General features: G+C 63.9%; 13 protein-coding genes and 1 tRNA gene. 6 read left to right on the top strand and 8 right to left on the bottom strand.

All coding sequences use genetic code 11. The features are described from left to right. The 4 genes from NKI63_RS19585 to NKI63_RS19570 all read right to left on the bottom strand — a co-directional run. Positions 1-484, bottom strand: a 484-nt coding sequence (locus tag NKI63_RS19585) for an ABC transporter permease subunit (RefSeq protein WP_352822948.1), incomplete at its 3' end; no start/stop codon positions are given. After that, positions 484-1,215 carry an ABC transporter permease gene (locus NKI63_RS19580; RefSeq protein ID WP_254816058.1) on the bottom strand — a complete coding sequence of 244 codons (732 nt, stop codon included), beginning with the start codon at positions 1,213-1,215 and terminating at the stop codon, positions 484-486. The genes NKI63_RS19580 and NKI63_RS19585, both read right to left, overlap by 1 nt. A gap of 126 nt (positions 1,216-1,341) precedes the next feature. Next, positions 1,342-2,136: a transporter substrate-binding domain-containing protein gene (locus NKI63_RS19575; protein WP_352509795.1), complete on the bottom strand. Its 795-nt coding sequence runs from the start codon at positions 2,134-2,136 to the stop codon at positions 1,342-1,344. Between the two features lie 56 nt (positions 2,137-2,192). Then, positions 2,193-3,002 (bottom strand): ABC transporter ATP-binding protein, encoded by an 810-nt coding sequence (locus NKI63_RS19570; RefSeq protein WP_352509793.1) that lies wholly within the window; start codon positions 3,000-3,002, stop codon positions 2,193-2,195. Between the two features lie 217 nt (positions 3,003-3,219). Here NKI63_RS19570 and NKI63_RS19565 point away from each other — a divergent pair, with 217 nt between their 5' ends. From NKI63_RS19565 to NKI63_RS19555, 3 genes are read left to right on the top strand one after another with little or no spacing between them, the layout of a single operon-like run. After that, positions 3,220-4,068 carry a dimethylarginine dimethylaminohydrolase family protein gene (locus tag NKI63_RS19565; RefSeq protein WP_352509798.1) on the top strand — a complete coding sequence of 283 codons (849 nt, stop codon included), beginning with the start codon at positions 3,220-3,222 and terminating at the stop codon, positions 4,066-4,068. Further along, positions 4,065-5,645 carry a 5-guanidino-2-oxopentanoate decarboxylase gene (locus NKI63_RS19560; RefSeq protein ID WP_352509792.1) on the top strand — a complete coding sequence of 527 codons (1,581 nt, stop codon included), beginning with the start codon at positions 4,065-4,067 and terminating at the stop codon, positions 5,643-5,645. Before NKI63_RS19565 ends, NKI63_RS19560 begins: the two co-directional genes overlap by 4 nt. Positions 5,646-5,702: 57 nt before the next feature. After that, positions 5,703-6,410 (top strand): SDR family NAD(P)-dependent oxidoreductase, encoded by a 708-nt coding sequence (locus NKI63_RS19555; RefSeq protein ID WP_352480696.1) that lies wholly within the window; start codon positions 5,703-5,705, stop codon positions 6,408-6,410. 101 nt (positions 6,411-6,511) lie between these two features. Here the strand turns inward: NKI63_RS19555 and rpsA are convergent, their stop codons facing one another. The 3 genes from rpsA to aroA all read right to left on the bottom strand — a co-directional run bounded on the left by rpsA (position 6,512) and on the right by aroA (position 10,683). After that, the gene (rpsA, locus tag NKI63_RS19550; RefSeq protein ID WP_023676278.1) at positions 6,512-8,209 is read right to left on the bottom strand and encodes a 30S ribosomal protein S1; all 1,698 of its coding nucleotides are present in this window, start codon (positions 8,207-8,209) and stop codon (positions 6,512-6,514) included. A 204-nt stretch (positions 8,210-8,413) separates the two neighbouring features. Then, positions 8,414-9,064 (bottom strand): (d)CMP kinase, encoded by a 651-nt coding sequence (cmk, locus tag NKI63_RS19545; protein WP_352509790.1) that lies wholly within the window; start codon positions 9,062-9,064, stop codon positions 8,414-8,416. A gap of 260 nt (positions 9,065-9,324) precedes the next feature. After that, on the bottom strand, positions 9,325-10,683 hold the full coding sequence (gene aroA, locus NKI63_RS19540; protein WP_352509789.1) for a 3-phosphoshikimate 1-carboxyvinyltransferase: 1,359 nt from the start codon (positions 10,681-10,683) through the stop codon (positions 9,325-9,327). Positions 10,684-10,877: 194 nt separating this feature from the next. Here aroA and NKI63_RS19535 point away from each other — a divergent pair, with 194 nt between their 5' ends. Continuing rightward, on the top strand, positions 10,878-11,267 hold the full coding sequence (locus NKI63_RS19535; protein WP_254816066.1) for a TIGR02300 family protein: 390 nt from the start codon (positions 10,878-10,880) through the stop codon (positions 11,265-11,267). Between the two features lie 163 nt (positions 11,268-11,430). Next, positions 11,431-11,506 (top strand) — tRNA-Ala (locus NKI63_RS19530). A 181-nt stretch (positions 11,507-11,687) separates the two neighbouring features. On the opposite strand, the gene NKI63_RS19525 is transcribed toward NKI63_RS19530, so the two are convergent. Beyond that, positions 11,688-12,002 carry a hypothetical protein gene (locus NKI63_RS19525; protein ID WP_352509788.1) on the bottom strand — a complete coding sequence of 105 codons (315 nt, stop codon included), beginning with the start codon at positions 12,000-12,002 and terminating at the stop codon, positions 11,688-11,690. 522 nt (positions 12,003-12,524) lie between these two features. Here NKI63_RS19525 and NKI63_RS19520 point away from each other — a divergent pair. Next, positions 12,525-14,024 (top strand): helicase HerA domain-containing protein, encoded by a 1,500-nt coding sequence (locus NKI63_RS19520; protein ID WP_352691798.1) that lies wholly within the window; start codon positions 12,525-12,527, stop codon positions 14,022-14,024. The last annotated feature ends 303 nt before the right edge of the window (positions 14,025-14,327 follow it).

Below are 14,327 nucleotides of genomic sequence, written 5' to 3'. Positions count from 1 at the left end.
CGAAGGCGCCCCGCATTACGTCGCCTTCCAAGCCGGCATACGAGACCGTCAGAGAAAGAACGGCGTAGGGCCATGCCTGCCTTAGAATGGGCCAGAGGAACGACTCGCGTATCCAAGGAAATTGCGGAAACAGCGAACCCAGTCCGTAGTAGAGCAGCCAGAGCTGGAGCAGCAGCGGCGTGCCGCGAATAATCGTGCAGAACACCTTGGCCGGCACACTCAAGATCGGCGGGCCGATCACCTGCGCAAGGCCGAGGGGAATGGCCAGCGCGATGCCCAGCACCGACGTTACCACAAGCAGCCAGATGGTCCGCCATATGCCTTGCAAGGCCAGCGGCAGATAGGCCGGCAGCCAATCCCAGCGCATGAGGAAAATCGATGCCACTACGACAACCAGCGCGATCAGGATCAGCGCTATGCGGTGCGGCTGCATCCACAGCGAGGCCCGTGCGGCGGCGTCAATGACCGGAGTTTCGGCGGCCATCAATGCGATCCCGCGATCGAGGGCATGCCGCGTCGTGCCCAGCGCTCAACGCGCCCGATAGCGATGTTGGAGACGAGGGTCAGGACGAGATAGAGCGCGCCCGCCGCCATGAAGAAGGTGAAATAAGCCTTCGTCGCGCCGGCTGCCGTCCGTGTGGTTTGGGTCAGTTCATTAACGCCGACGATCGCGAGAAGCGCGGTGTCCTTGGTGGCGATCAGCCACAGATTTGCCAACCCCGGAATGGCGAAGGGCAGCATCGCCGGCAGCGTTATGCGCCTGAGAAGCAGGCCGGGAGGCATTCCATACGCCCGGGCGGCTTCGATCTGGCCTTGCGGAATGGCGCGGATCGCGCCGCGCAAGACTTCGGTGGAGTAGGCGCCCTGCACGACCCCGAGCACACCTATGCCGGCGACAACCCCGTTGATATCGATCGCGGCATAGCCGAGCGCGGTAAGCAACTGGTTGATGAGGTCGGTACCAGCGAAATAAAGCAGCAGGATCAGGACCAACTCGGGCACGGCGCGGACCACTGTGGTGTAAACTTCCAGCAGGTCACGGACCACCGGCCCGCCATAGAGCTTGCCATAGGCGCCGCCGACGCCGATCACAAGACCGACCCCAAAGGAACCGAAGGCAATTCCGACCGAGTTTGCCAGCCCGTGCAGAAGGTTGAGACCCCTGCCGTTCGGCGGTTCGAAGGACAGCAATTCCAGCGAACTGGCTCCGAACATGGTGGCGAGAACGTCGCTCAGCTTATGTCCCCCTGGACTTCCGGGTTGAGGCGCCAATGATGTATCAAGCCGGACGTGCCATCGCGACGATGGCGGCTAGGCCTGCCCGGCTTGATGCCGCTGCCGTCAGTTGGACTGCGACTCGTCGCCGTAGATGTCGAAGTCGAAGTACTTCTTGGTGATTTCGGCATACTTGCCATTGGCTCGGATAGCCTTGATTGCGGCATTGAGCTTATCCTTGATCTCGGTGTCGCCTTGGCGTACGCCGGCGCCGACGCCAGGCCCGAGCACTTCCAGGTCCGGTGCGACATAACCCTTGAGGTCGCAGCACGCTTTGCCTTGATCCGACTTCAAAAATGCGTCGAGCGCGATCGAATCGGCCTGGGTGGCATCGATCCGGCCGGCGGCGAGATCCTGATTTGCCTCGTCCTGCGTCTGGTATTCCTTGATTTCCGCAGCGTCGGTGAAGTGCTTCTTGGCGTAGGCGGCGTGCACCGTGGAGGCCTGAACGCCGACTATCTTGCCCTTCAGCCCCTCTGGCGTCGCATCGAATTTCTGATCCTTGGCGCCGATCACCGCGGTCGGCGTGTTATAATATTTGTCGGAGAAGTCGATTTCCTTCTTGCGTTCGTCGGTAATGGACATCGAATTCATGATTGCATCGATCTTCTTGGTTTTAAGCGCCGGGATAAGGCCGTCCCATGGGACTGGCGTCAATACGCAATCCAGCTTGGCTTCGCCGCAGATGGCGTTGACGATGTCGACTTCCCAGCCGCCCCACTTGCCGGATGCATCCTGCGAGTAAAACGGCGGATAGGCTTCAGGCGAAAATCCCACCTTGATCTGTTCGGCGCTTGCCGAAAATGCACCCGACAATGCGATCAGCGTGGCCGCGAGCACCGTTTTGAGAAAAGGTTTCATTTCTTTCAGTTCTCCCGTTTTTTTGCTTTGACGTTCCCGTCTGCTTTTCTCGCAAGTCATCCAACATTGCGCAGAAACTGCTTCAGTCTTTCGGATCTGGGTGCGCCGAAGATCTGTTCCGGCGGCCCCTCTTCCTCGACCAGCCCATTATGGAGGTAGACGACATGCGTCGCGACCTCGCGGGCAAACTTCATCTCATGGGTGACCAGCACCATGGTGCGGCCTTCGCGCGCCAGGTCGCCGATCACCTTCAGCACCTCACCGACCAGCTCCGGGTCGAGCGCCGAGGTCGGCTCATCGAACAGCATGACGCGCGGATTGATGGCCAGCGCCCTGGCGATCGCGGCGCGCTGTTGTTGGCCGCCCGACAGATAGGCGGGATAGACGTCGCGTTTTTCGGCAAGGCCGACGCGGGCGAGCAGCTTTTCCGCCTCGCCGATCGCCACATCGCGCCTGACGCCGAGCACATGCACGGGAACCTCGATGACGTTCTCGATCAACGTCATGTGGCTCCACAGATTGAAATTCTGGAAGACCATGCCGAGCTTGGAGCGGATGCGTTCGATCTGCTTGCGGTCGGCGGGCACGGTGTGACCGTGGCTGTCGGCCTTCAACCGGATCTGCTCGCCATTGACGCGGATGATGCCGCTGGTCGGGTTCTCCAGGCAGTTGATGCAGCGCAGCAGCGTGGATTTGCCCGAGCCTGAGCCGCCGATGATGGCGATCACCTCGCCGTCGCGCGCCGACAGCGAAACGCCCTTCAGTACGTGCAGGTTGCCGAAATTCTTGTGCAGGTTCTCGACGTGGATGGCTTCGGCAGCGCCGTTCTGCGCCGGATGCTTCAGGGCGGTGACGGGCGCTGTCATCGTCGCGGCGCCCCGCGGAGCAACCGAGGCAGTCCTTGCTGGAATTTTTTACCCATTACCCGTCACTGGACAGCGTTCCGATTCTCAAGATGGACCGTTCCGCTTGCCTCCGTCAACCGCAGTTTTTGGACCATTGATCACCGCCTGCCGAGTGGCTATTGGCAGGAGGGGCGCGTTTCAGGAGAATTTAGTGGTCAAAGCATACGGGTCGCAGTCGATGGCCGGGACGCTGCAGCGCGTGCTGATGCGCTCCGCCGCCAGCGCCATGCGTCGGGCCGAAGCGCTGGATTGGCACTATGGCCCCGGCTTCGATCCGCAAAAAGCGGCGGCCCAGCATGATGCGCTGGCCAGGCTGATTTCTGTCTCAGGCGCCGAAATCGAATGGCTGAGCGACGCCGATGACGGGCTTGCCGATTCGGTCTTCACCCACGATCCCTCGCTGATGACCGACCACGGCGCGGTTATCCTCGCTATGGGCAAGGCGCTGCGCCGGCCCGAGCCAGGCCTGCACGAGGCAGCCTATGGGCGCATGGGCATCCCCATCCTTGGCCGTATCGAGGCTCCCGGCCAGGTCGAGGGCGGCGACTGCGTGTGGGTGGATGCAAACACGCTGGCCGTCGGCCGCGGCGTGCGCACCAATCAGCTCGGCATCCAGCAGCTCGCCAACCTGCTTTCGCCCAAGGGTATCCAGGTCTACGGCTTCGACCTGCCGCTCTGGCAAGGCGAGGAGGCCTGCCTGCACCTGATGTCGGTGATCAGCCCGCTCGCCGACGATCTGGCGCTGGTCTATGCGCCCCTCCTGCCGGTCGCCTTCCACCAAATGCTGCGCGAACGCGGCATTCGGCTGGTCGAGGGCGACGCCGACGAATTCTTCGCCTCGAATGGGCTCAGCCTCAACGTCCTGCCGACCGCGCCGCGCCAGGTTATCGCCGTTGCCGGTTTTCCGAAGACGGCGGCTGCCATGCAGGCCGCTGGCTGTACGGTCTCGACATTCGAGGCCGATGCGCTGTGCATTGCCTGCGAGGGCGGCCCGACCTGCCTCACACGCCCGGTGCTAAGACAATGACGACCATCGGCGAAGCGCTCATCACCTTGCTCGAAGCGCACGGCGTCGACATAGTCTTCGGCATTCCCGGCGTACACACGGTCGAGCTCTATCGCGGGCTTGCGCGGTCGAAGATCCGTCACGTCACGCCGCGCCACGAGCAGGGCGCCGGCTTCATGGCTGATGGCTATGCGCGCGCCAGCGGCAGGCCCGGCATCGCCTTCGTCATCACCGGGCCGGGGCTGACCAACACCATCACCGCCATGGGCCAGGCGCGCGCCGATTCGGTGCCGATGCTGGTAATCTCGGGCGTCAACGCCACACCGACGCTGGGCAAAGGCCTTGGCCATCTGCATGAACTGCCAGACCAGCGCGGCATGATGGAGAAGGTGGCGCTGTTTTCGCACCGTGTCACCGACGCCGGCGAGCTGCCCGGCGTGCTCGCCCGCGCCTTTGCGCTGTTTTCATCCTCGCGTCCGGGTCCGGTGCATATCGAGATCCCGACCGATGTCATGAGCCTGCCTGGCAACAGCATCGTGCCGTTGCTGCGGAATTCAGCGCCGCCCGAGCCGGATGTGGCGGCGATTGCCGCGGCGGCAAGGCTATGCGCGTCCGCCCGCCGGCCGCTTATCCTGGCCGGCGGCGGCGCCAAAGCGGCCGAAGCACCGTTGCAGCGCCTTGCCGAGAGGTTGGGAGCGCCGGTCGTCCAGACCGCCAATGCGCGCGGCCTGCTCTATCGCCATCCGCTTGGCGTGCCGGCCAGCCCCAGCCTGAAGGCGGTGCGTGCGCTGATGGCCGGCGCCGATCTGGTCATTGCCGCCGGCACCGAATTCGGTCCGACCGACTATGATGGCTATGGCGACGGCGGTTTTGTCCTGCCTGCCAATCTGATCCGCATCGATATCGGCGCCGACCAGCTTGCCCGCCGGCCGGCCCGGATTTCGATCCAGGCCGATTGCGGTGCAGCGCTCGAGGCGCTGGGTGCCGAACTCGGCACGGGCCAGGCGCAATCGGTCGACGGCGCCGCTCGCGCCGCCGCGACGCGGCAAGCGGCCTTTGCCGAGATCGGCCCGGCTATGCAGGCGCAACTGCGCGCCGTCGAGACGATCCGCGATGCGCTGCCTGGCGCGATCATCGTCGGCGATTCGACCCAGCCGGTCTACGCCGCCAACCTCTATTACGATCATGACCGGCCGGGCGGCTGGTTCAACGCGGCCACCGGCTTCGGCGCGCTCGGCTATGGCCCGGCGGCGGCGATCGGCGCCGTCCTTGCCAGGCCTGAGGCGCCGGTCGTTTGCCTCACCGGCGACGGCGGCTTCCAGTTCACCCTGCCGGAACTGGGCGCCGCGCTCGACGCTGCGGCGCCGGTGATCTTCGCCGTCTGGAACAATCGCGGCTACCGCGAGATCGAAACCTCGATGCTCGACGTCGGCGTCGAGCCGGTCGGCGTCTCCCCGGCACCGCCGGATTTCTGCAAATTGGCCGAAGCCTACGGCATTGCCGCCGAGCGGATTTCCGGCGCCGGCGGCTTGGCGGACGCGCTTGGGCGCGCGCGGGCGACTGGACGACCTTACGTCATAGAGATTTCGGTTGAGTGATCGCGCGAAAGGCGCGACCTTCCGGATCGGCGGCGCGCAATGACGGAGCGGTCGAATATGACGGAAACACTGGACGGCAGACATATCGTGGTGACCGGCGGCACCGGTGCCCTTGGCGGCGCGGTCGTAGGGAACCTGCTGGAGCAGGGCGCGATCTGCCATGTGCCCAACGCTCACGCTGCCGCGCCTGCACATTTCCCCTTCCCGGCGCATGACCGCGTCAGGTTGGCGCATAACGTCGACCTCGCCGACCCTGCCAAGGTCGACGCCTTCTATGCCAGCGTTCCGAATTTATGGGCATCGGTGCATCTGGCCGGCGGCTTCACCGCCGCGCCGGTCGAGAAGATCGAGCCCGCCTCCTTCGCCGAGATGATGGACACCAACGCCCGCACCACCTTCCTGTGCTGCCGCGCGGCGATACGCTCGATGCTGGAATCTTCCGTGCCGGGCCGCATCGTCAATGTCACCGCGCGAGCCGGGCTCGATCCGCGGCGCGGCTCCGGCAAGGTGGCCTACGCCGCCGCCAAGGCGGCAGTCGCCGCGATGACCGTGGCGATGGCCGAAGAGCTGAAGGGCAACGGCATTCTGGTCAACGCCGTGGCGCCCTCGACGCTCGACACGCCGGCCAACCGGGCTGACATGCCGAACGCAGATTTCAGCAGATGGGTCAGCCTTGAAGCGGCCGCCGAGGCCATTGCCTATCTCGCCTCGCCGGCCAACATGGCCATCAGCGGCACGCTGGTGCCGCTTTACGGCAGGGCCTGAGCCTGCGGTCCGTCGCAAAGGTCACAAGCAAAAGCCCCGCCTGATCGTTCCGGCGGGGCTCTCTTGTTTCGTTTATAACCCGCGCGAAGCGCGGTGTTGGCTTAGCTGCCCTGCTTCTTCAGCGCGGCGCCAAGGATGTCGCCCAGCGAAGCGCCGGAGTCGGTCGAACCGTATTGGGCGACCGCTTCCTTCTCTTCGGCGATTTCCAGCGCCTTGATGGAGACCTGCAGTTTGCGGGTCTTCTTGTCGAAGGCGATGACGCGGGCGTCGACCTTCTGGCCGACGGTGAAGCGCTCGGGGCGCTGCTCGTCGCGGTCACGGCTGAGGTCGGAGCGCTTGATGAAGGTCTCGATGCCGCTGTCGACCAGCCGCACTTCCAGACCGCCATCCTTCACGCCGATAACCTCGCAGGTGACGACTGCGTTCTTGCGCAGTTCGCCCGACGTCGCGGCTTCGCCGACCGTGTCCTTGGCCAACTGCTTGATGCCGAGCGAGATGCGCTCCTTGTCGATGTCGACGTCGAGCACCTGCGCCTTGACCATGTCGCCGCGATTGTACTCCTCGATCACCTGCTCGCCCGGACGGGTCCAGTCGAGGTCGGAAAGGTGGACCATACCGTCGACGTCGCCTTCGAGGCCGATAAACAGGCCGAACTCCGTCTTGTTCTTGACCTCGCCCTCAACCTGGCTGCCGACCGGGTGGCTGCGCGCGAAGGCCTCCCACGGGTTCTCCAGCGTCTGCTTGAGGCCGAGCGAGATACGGCGCTTGGCCGGATCGACTTCGAGCACCACAACGTCGACTTCCTGCGTTGTCGACAGGATCTTGCCGGGATGCACGTTCTTCTTGGTCCACGACATTTCCGAAACGTGGATGAGGCCTTCGATGCCCGGCTCCAGCTCGACGAATGCGCCGTAGTCGGTGATGTTGGTAACGGTACCCTTGATCTTCTTGCCGATCGGGAACTTGGTGCCGATCTCGGACCACGGATCGCTCTCGAGCTGCTTCATGCCGAGCGAGATGCGGTGGGTTTCCTGGTTGATGCGGATGATCTGCACCTTGACCGTCTGGCCGATGTTGAGGATTTCGGTCGGATGGTTGACGCGGCGCCATGCCATGTCGGTGACGTGCAGCAGGCCGTCGATGCCGCCGAGGTCGACGAACGCACCATAGTCGGTGATGTTCTTGACGACGCCTTCGACCACCTGGCCTTCTTCGAGGTTCTGCACGATTTCCGAACGCTGTTCGGCGCGGCTTTCCTCGAGCACGGTGCGGCGCGACACCACGATGTTGCCGCGGCGGCGATCCATCTTGAGGATCTCGAAGGGCTGCGGGTTGTGCATCAGCGGCGAGACGTCGCGGATCGGGCGGATGTCGACCTGGCTGCGCGGCAGGAAGGCCACGGCGCCGTCGAGGTCGACGGTGAAGCCGCCCTTGACCTGGTTGAAGATGACGCCTTCGACGCGTTCGCCCTTGGTGAACTTCTCTTCGAGACGGACCCAGCTCTCTTCGCGGCGGGCCTTTTCACGCGACAGCATGGCTTCGCCAAGCGCGTTCTCGATACGCTCGACATAGACCTCGACCGTGTCGCCGACCTTGAGCGTCGTATCCTTGCCCTTGACGCCGAATTCCTTCAGCGGCACGCGGCCTTCGACCTTGAGGCCGACGTCGATGATGGCCATGTCCTTCTCAATGGCGGTGATGATGCCCTTGACGACCTGGCCTTCGCCGGAATGGCCGGCGGAAAATGATTCTTCGAGCAGGCTCGCGAAATCATCGCGAGTGGGGTTTGCAACTGACATAGTTTCTCCTGGAATGCCCCGCAATCTGTCGCAGGGCCGGCGCCGTGGGTTAGCGTTGCGTTGGCCTGCCAACGTTCCGGGCAAAAGCCCTGGCCGCCTTTGAGCGGCAATTCCGGCGCATGAAGAATGCTGGCAGGCTGGTTCACGCCCGATATGGGAATTCTTTTTGTCGCCGGCAATCGGCGGCGGCAGGAAAACCCAGGCTCAGGCTTTGTTTCTCTTGGCCAGGACGTCGTCGATGATCGCCCGTGCTGCCAGAAACGCGGCTTCTATAGCCATTTCCGACGTGTCGAGCAAGTGCGCGTCGACGGCCGGCTTCAAGGGCGAGTCCACGCGGCCCATGTCGCGCTCGTCGCGGCGCACGATATCGGCAAGGATTTCGTCAAAATTGGCAGTGCCGCCGATGCTCTCGATTTCATCCAGCCGCCGCTTTGCCCGCACCTCGGCACTGGCCGTGACATAGAGTTTTACGTCGGCATCGGGACAGACGACGGTGCCGATGTCGCGGCCGTCGAGCACCGCGCCAGGCGGTGTTCTTGCGAAGTCACGCTGTTTCTCTACCAGGATGCGCCGCACCGACGGGATCACTGCCACTTTCGAAGCCGCCTCGCCAACGGCGTGTGCCGAAAGCACTGCGCGGTCGAGCTTTGCCGGATCGACCTGCCGGGCCGCGGTTTCAGCGGCCGAAACATTGTCGAGCGGCAGGCCGAGCCGGAGCAGCGCATGCGCCACCGCGCGATAGGTAAGGCCGGTGTCGAGCAGGTTCAGCCGATAGTGATCGGCCAGCCTGCGGGCGAGCGTGCCCTTGCCGGCGCCGGCGGGGCCGTCGATGGCGATGGTAAAAGGGATGCTCATTGGCAGTGGACCAGCCCTCGCGCCTTCGTCATCCCAGGGCGGAGCAGGAGCGAAGCTCCGTCGCGGAGACCCTGGGATCCATGCCGTGACATGTACCGAGGGATGCGGCGGGCCAGAATTCTGAACCGTTGCGATGCTCTGACGTCACGGCATGGATCCTGGGGTCTTCGCCGCGTCGCTTCGCTCCTTGCTTCGCCCCAGGATGACGAAGGGAAGGATGTTGGCGCCCAATCTCCAAGGTTTACGATTGCCATCAACTGTCACTCGATCTCCGCCCCCAGCCCCTTCATCAGCCCCATGAATTCCGGAAAGCTCGTAGCAATCATCGCCTGGTCGTCGATGGTCACAGGTTTTTCCGTCGCCAACCCCATCACCAGAAAACTCATGGCGATGCGGTGGTCGAGGTGGGTCTGGACGATGGTGCCTTGTCCATTTGGGTGCTGGCCCAATCCCTTGCCGCCCGGCTTTCCACGCACGACAAGCGAGGCCTCGCCCTCGGTGCAGTCGACGCCGTTGAGCGTTAGCCCGTTGGCGACCGCCGACAGCCGGTCGGATTCCTTCACCCGAAGCTCTTCCAGCCCGAGCATCAGCGTTTCGCCCTCGGCGAAGCTGGCCGCCACGGCAAGCACCGGATACTCGTCGATCATGGTCGGCGCCCGTTCGGGCGGCACGGTGACGCCCTTCAACTCGGAATAGCGCACGCGCAGGTCGGCGACATCCTCGCCGCCTTCGTTGCGCGGGTCGATTATGTCGATGCGCGCGCCCATTTCCTGCAGCGTCAACAGAAGTCCGGTGCGGGTCGGGTTCATCAGCACGTTTTCGATTGTAATGTCCGAACCCGGCACGATCAGCGCCGCCACCAGTGGAAAGCCCGCCGAGGAGGGGTCGCCTGGCACCGCGATGGTCTGCCCGGTGAGCTTGCCCTGGCCTTCGATGAAAATGTGGCGCACGCCGCGCTCGTCGGTCTCGACCGACAGATTGGCGCCGAATCCCTTGAGCATCTTTTCTGTGTGATCGCGCGTCATCACCGGCTCGATGACGGTGGTGATGCCCGGCGTGTTCAGCCCAGCCAGCAGCACCGCCGACTTGACTTGTGCCGATGCCATCGGCACGCGGTAGGTGATCGGCGCGGCGTGCTTAGGCCCGTGCAGCGTGATCGGCATGCGGTCGCCAGGCGTCGCCTTCAGCACCTGCACGCCCATCTGGCGCAGCGGCTCGAGCACGCGGCCCATCGGCCGGCCGGACAGCGAGGCGTCGCCGATGAAGGTGGTCTCCATGTCATAGGTGCCGACCAGGCCCATAGTGAGGCGGGAGCCCGTGCCGGCATTGCCGAAATCGAGTGGGCCTTCCGGCTGCAGCAGCGCGCCATTGCCGGTGCCGCGGATCACCCACTCAGTGCCATGCTTCTCGATATGAGCGCCCATCGCCTTCATGGCGGCGCCCGTACGCATTACGTCCTCGCCTTCCAGCAGCCCGGTGATGCGGGTTTCGCCAGAGGCCAGGCCACCGAACATGAACGAGCGGTGCGAGATCGACTTGTCGCCCGGCACCCGTGCCGCACCTGAAAGGCCAGATGATTTGCGGGCGGTGGCCTGTTTCGGGGCAGCAGCGTGCGACATGGTTCTTTCCTGGAAACGCCGGCGCCCGGCTATTTTCTTCTGGTTTGCGCGGTCTCCTATCATGGCGGACCGAAATGGTCATCCCCTTGGTACGAAGGCCTTCGAATTCACGCTTTTTGGGACGCCGGCTTTTCGCTTTGACAGCGCCGTAAACTCTGGTTAAGGGGACCAAACTTTCATCGACGAGGCTTGCTGTGGCAAAACCCGAACTTGGCACCAAACGCATCGACCCGGAGACGGGTCGAAAATTCTATGACTTGAACAAGGACCCGATCGTCTCGCCTTATACGGGCAAGAGCTATCCGCGATCCTATTTCGAAGAAGGCAAGATCGCCGCCCTCGAGGAAGAAGAGGAAGTTGCCGAAAAGGAAGTGGACGCCGAGGAGGAAGAGGGCGTCGAGGTCGTCTCGCTCGAAGAGGCGGACGAGGACGCGAAGGCCGACGAGCTTCCCGATCTCGCCGATGACGAGGACGACGTCGACCTTGGCGATGATGAGGATGACACATTCCTCGCCGACGAAGAGGAAGAAGACGACGACGTTGCCGACATGATCGGCGTCGGCGACGACGACGACGAAGTCTGAGCGAACCGCATTCGCCGGCTTTCGCCGCGCCGCCTAGAAAAAGCGGTCGTTGAAGGCTTGATATTGACTGAAGGCGGGGTTAGAAGCCGCCTGCACTAATGGCGCGGCCTAGAACCCGCGCCGGATCTCTTCGCCGGAAACGGCGCCGGCGAACTGCCGGAGTGGGGCCATAGCTCAGTTGGGAGAGCGCTTGAATGGCATTCAAGAGGTCGTCGGTTCGATTCCGATTGGCTCCACCAGTTCTCTCCGCGAAAATCAGCAGAACGGCCGCCGGTCCCGGGCTGGCCGCCATCTGTCGCCGACCTAGCTGAGACAAAATGTATGGCTAGCCGACCTCGGCTCGCCGTCCATCTAAAATGGTGAGCCCGTGCCCGGTCTGGACCAGGCAGCGGGCTGAAACGACCGCTGAGCAAAACTCCGTTACTTGTTGCAGTTCTGCATATCCGACGTCATGGCGCCGCTTGGGGTGTTGTTGTCGGTGTCGTTGCCTGCCGTATCCTTGCAGCGGTCCCCCATACCGTTTGTCTGCGGCGTGGTGGCGTTCGTTGCATTCGGATCGATCTGGTTCGGCGTAGTGGTACTGGTCCCGTTGTTGCCGCTGTTGCCGGCGGTGCCCGTGTCGACGCCGGTATTGCCGTTCATACCAGTTCCGCCAGTTCCCGAACCGGTTGATTGTGCCATGGCAGATGTGGCCAGGCCGATAGCAAGTAGGGATGCAGAGAGAATTTTCATCATCTTAGTGTCTCCATCGAGTTGCATCGCTGGATCGCGATCTAACCCAACGAGAGTTTTTCCAGGATGTTCCGTTCGACAGAAATAGTGATCGATACAGTCATTATGAGAGCTTTGTTGTTCGTCGTTTCGCGAATGGCACCACGACAGCGGTAAAAGGCGAGCCGCAAGCCGGTGTGTTGCCGGACGCCAGCACCAGCGGCTCGTCGGGCAGGCCATGGACGATCAGCTCCGGGGTCGAGAGCGGGGATGCAGCATGCCGAGGTAGATCTCGCTGGCGGCGAGTGCTCTTTCCAGCAATGGCGAATTCATCCCGATGAGATCCAACTCGACCTCCGGATAACGGCTGCGAAACATCCGCACCGCCTCCTTATCGAATCGAAACGGCCCGTTTCATTCCAATCCTCTGCGATCCCCTGATCGTGAGCAGCATCCAGCCTGTGCGCAACACGGAGCGTCGGCCATGGCGCGCTCGACGGGCTGTGATGCGGTTGATAAGCCCTCTCCTTAAGGAGAGTCGAAGACATGACGGTTGCGATCGAGATGGGCCACACGAGCGCAGGCGCCCCGGCGGCGCTGGATCTTGAAGAACTGCTGGCGACGCGCCTTTTGGTGCAGGGCAATTCGGGCTCCGGCAAGTCCCACCTGCTGCGCCGGCTCTTGGAGCAGAGTGCGCCCTGGGTGCAGCAGACGATCATCGATCCCGAAGGCGACTTCGTGACACTGGGCGACCGTTTTGGCCATCTGGTGATCGACGCCGAGGAGCATACCGAGCGCGGCCTGCAGAGCGCCGGCGAGCGGGCGCGCATCCACCGCGTCTCCACGGTGCTTAATCTCGAGGGGCTCGACGCCGAGAACCAGATGCGGCGCGCCGCCGCCTTCCTCGGCGGACTTTTCGAGGTCGCCCGCGACCACTGGTATCCGATGCTGGTGGTGGTGGACGAGGCGCAGCTGTTCGCGCCGGCGGTTGCCGGCGAGGTTTCGGACGAGGCGCGCAAGCTCTCTCTCGGCGCCATGACCAATCTGATGTGCCGTGGCCGCAAACGCGGGCTGGCCGGGATCATCGCCACCCAGCGGCTGGCCAAGCTTGCCAAGAACGTCGCCGCCGAGGCTTCCAATTTTCTCATGGGCCGGACCTTTCTCGATATCGACATGGCGCGCGCCGCCGACCTGCTCGGCATGGAGCGGCGCCAGGCGGAAGCCTTTCGCGACCTCGAGCGCGGGCAGTTCATGGCGCTCGGCCCGGCGCTGTCGCGCCGCCCGCTCGGCTTGCGCATCGGCCCGACCGATACAAGTCCGCGCAACGCGACGCCGCGCCTGATGCCGCTGCCGGAATCGGGACTGGAGGACGCGCGCGCGATCATCCTGGCGGCCCCGCCGCCCGAAACCGTCCGGCCGCAGCGCCGGTCGTCGCCGGACCTGCTCGATCAGCTGATGGCGGCAAAATCGGCGGCGCTGGAAATCCGCCCCGAAGCGGTGGAGCCGCCGATCAGCGCCGAGGACTTGGCGGAGCGGCGCGAGCGTGTCGACCGGGTGCTGCGCGCTGTGCTGGCGCAACCCGACGCGGGCTTCCGTGTCATCGGCGTGCTCTATCAGGAGTTCGTGGTCCGCTGCCGCATAGAGGGCCTCGCCTCGGTCGTGCCGGACCTGCCCGCGTTCCGCCGCATGCTGACGCGCGCCCGCGCCGGCCTGGGCTCCGACATGGCCGACGATGACGCCTGGCAAGATGTCTCGGCGCGCGCCTCGCTGCTGCCCGAGGATATGCAGGGCGTGTTCATGATGATCGCCCGCGCGGCCAAGGAGGGGTGGCCCTGCCCGAGCGACGCGGCGATCGCCCGCGCCTATGGCTCGCACTCGCTGCGCCGCGCCCGGCGCCTGCTGACCTATATCGAGGAGCAGGGGCTGATCGTCTGCCAGCTGGATGGGGTTGGCCGGCGGACGGTGACGCTGGTCGAACTGGCCTGGGCGACGGCGCCGGGCGATCCGAATGCCGAGGAGGCGGAGCAGGGGAGGGTGGTGGGATGATGGGGAGGGCGATTTGGGCGAAAGCTGGCGTCGCTCAACAGCAGCAAAGCCAAAAGCGGTCATCGCCGAAGCATTACTCAGACGTCGCGTTTGGGCGGAAAGTGGACCGGCGGCTTCTTGGTGCGAGATGTGAGTGAGCCGGCGGTCTGCACGGCAAAGGATTTGTCCTGATCTGGACCCAACGCAGTCAATTAGTGCTGCCAATATCTGGCGGTGGATTTTTTCTTTGCTCACGATGAGCGACGAATGTTCGGTAGGGCAGAGGAGGTGGGGAGGTAACGCAACGTCCCGTTAGCACGGCCG

It is taken from the genome of Mesorhizobium sp. M0410, from assembly GCF_040321435.1.
In the GTDB taxonomy this organism is placed as follows: domain Bacteria; phylum Pseudomonadota; class Alphaproteobacteria; order Rhizobiales; family Rhizobiaceae; genus Mesorhizobium.
The sequence above is the reverse complement of the archived record's forward strand: the minus strand, read 5'-3'. Positions and strand labels throughout refer to the sequence as shown.

Excerpts from the sequence above, each read along its gene's own strand:
- NKI63_RS19580 (WP_254816058.1), bottom strand. The coding sequence starts at position 1,215 with ATGTTCGGAGCCAGTTCGCTGGAATTGCTGTCCTTCGAACCGCCGAAC.
- NKI63_RS19575 (WP_352509795.1), bottom strand. The coding sequence starts at position 2,136 with ATGAAACCTTTTCTCAAAACGGTGCTCGCGGCCACGCTGATCGCATTG.
- NKI63_RS19570 (WP_352509793.1), bottom strand. The coding sequence starts at position 3,002 with ATGACAGCGCCCGTCACCGCCCTGAAGCATCCGGCGCAGAACGGCGCT.
- NKI63_RS19565 (WP_352509798.1), top strand. The coding sequence starts at position 3,220 with ATGGCCGGGACGCTGCAGCGCGTGCTGATGCGCTCCGCCGCCAGCGCC.
- NKI63_RS19560 (WP_352509792.1), top strand. The coding sequence starts at position 4,065 with ATGACGACCATCGGCGAAGCGCTCATCACCTTGCTCGAAGCGCACGGC.
- NKI63_RS19555 (WP_352480696.1), top strand. The coding sequence starts at position 5,703 with ATGACGGAAACACTGGACGGCAGACATATCGTGGTGACCGGCGGCACC.
- rpsA (WP_023676278.1), bottom strand. The coding sequence starts at position 8,209 with ATGTCAGTTGCAAACCCCACTCGCGATGATTTCGCGAGCCTGCTCGAA.
- cmk (WP_352509790.1), bottom strand. The coding sequence starts at position 9,064 with ATGAGCATCCCTTTTACCATCGCCATCGACGGCCCCGCCGGCGCCGGC.
- aroA (WP_352509789.1), bottom strand. The coding sequence starts at position 10,683 with ATGTCGCACGCTGCTGCCCCGAAACAGGCCACCGCCCGCAAATCATCT.
- NKI63_RS19525 (WP_352509788.1), bottom strand. The coding sequence starts at position 12,002 with ATGATGAAAATTCTCTCTGCATCCCTACTTGCTATCGGCCTGGCCACA.
- NKI63_RS19520 (WP_352691798.1), top strand. The coding sequence starts at position 12,525 with ATGACGGTTGCGATCGAGATGGGCCACACGAGCGCAGGCGCCCCGGCG.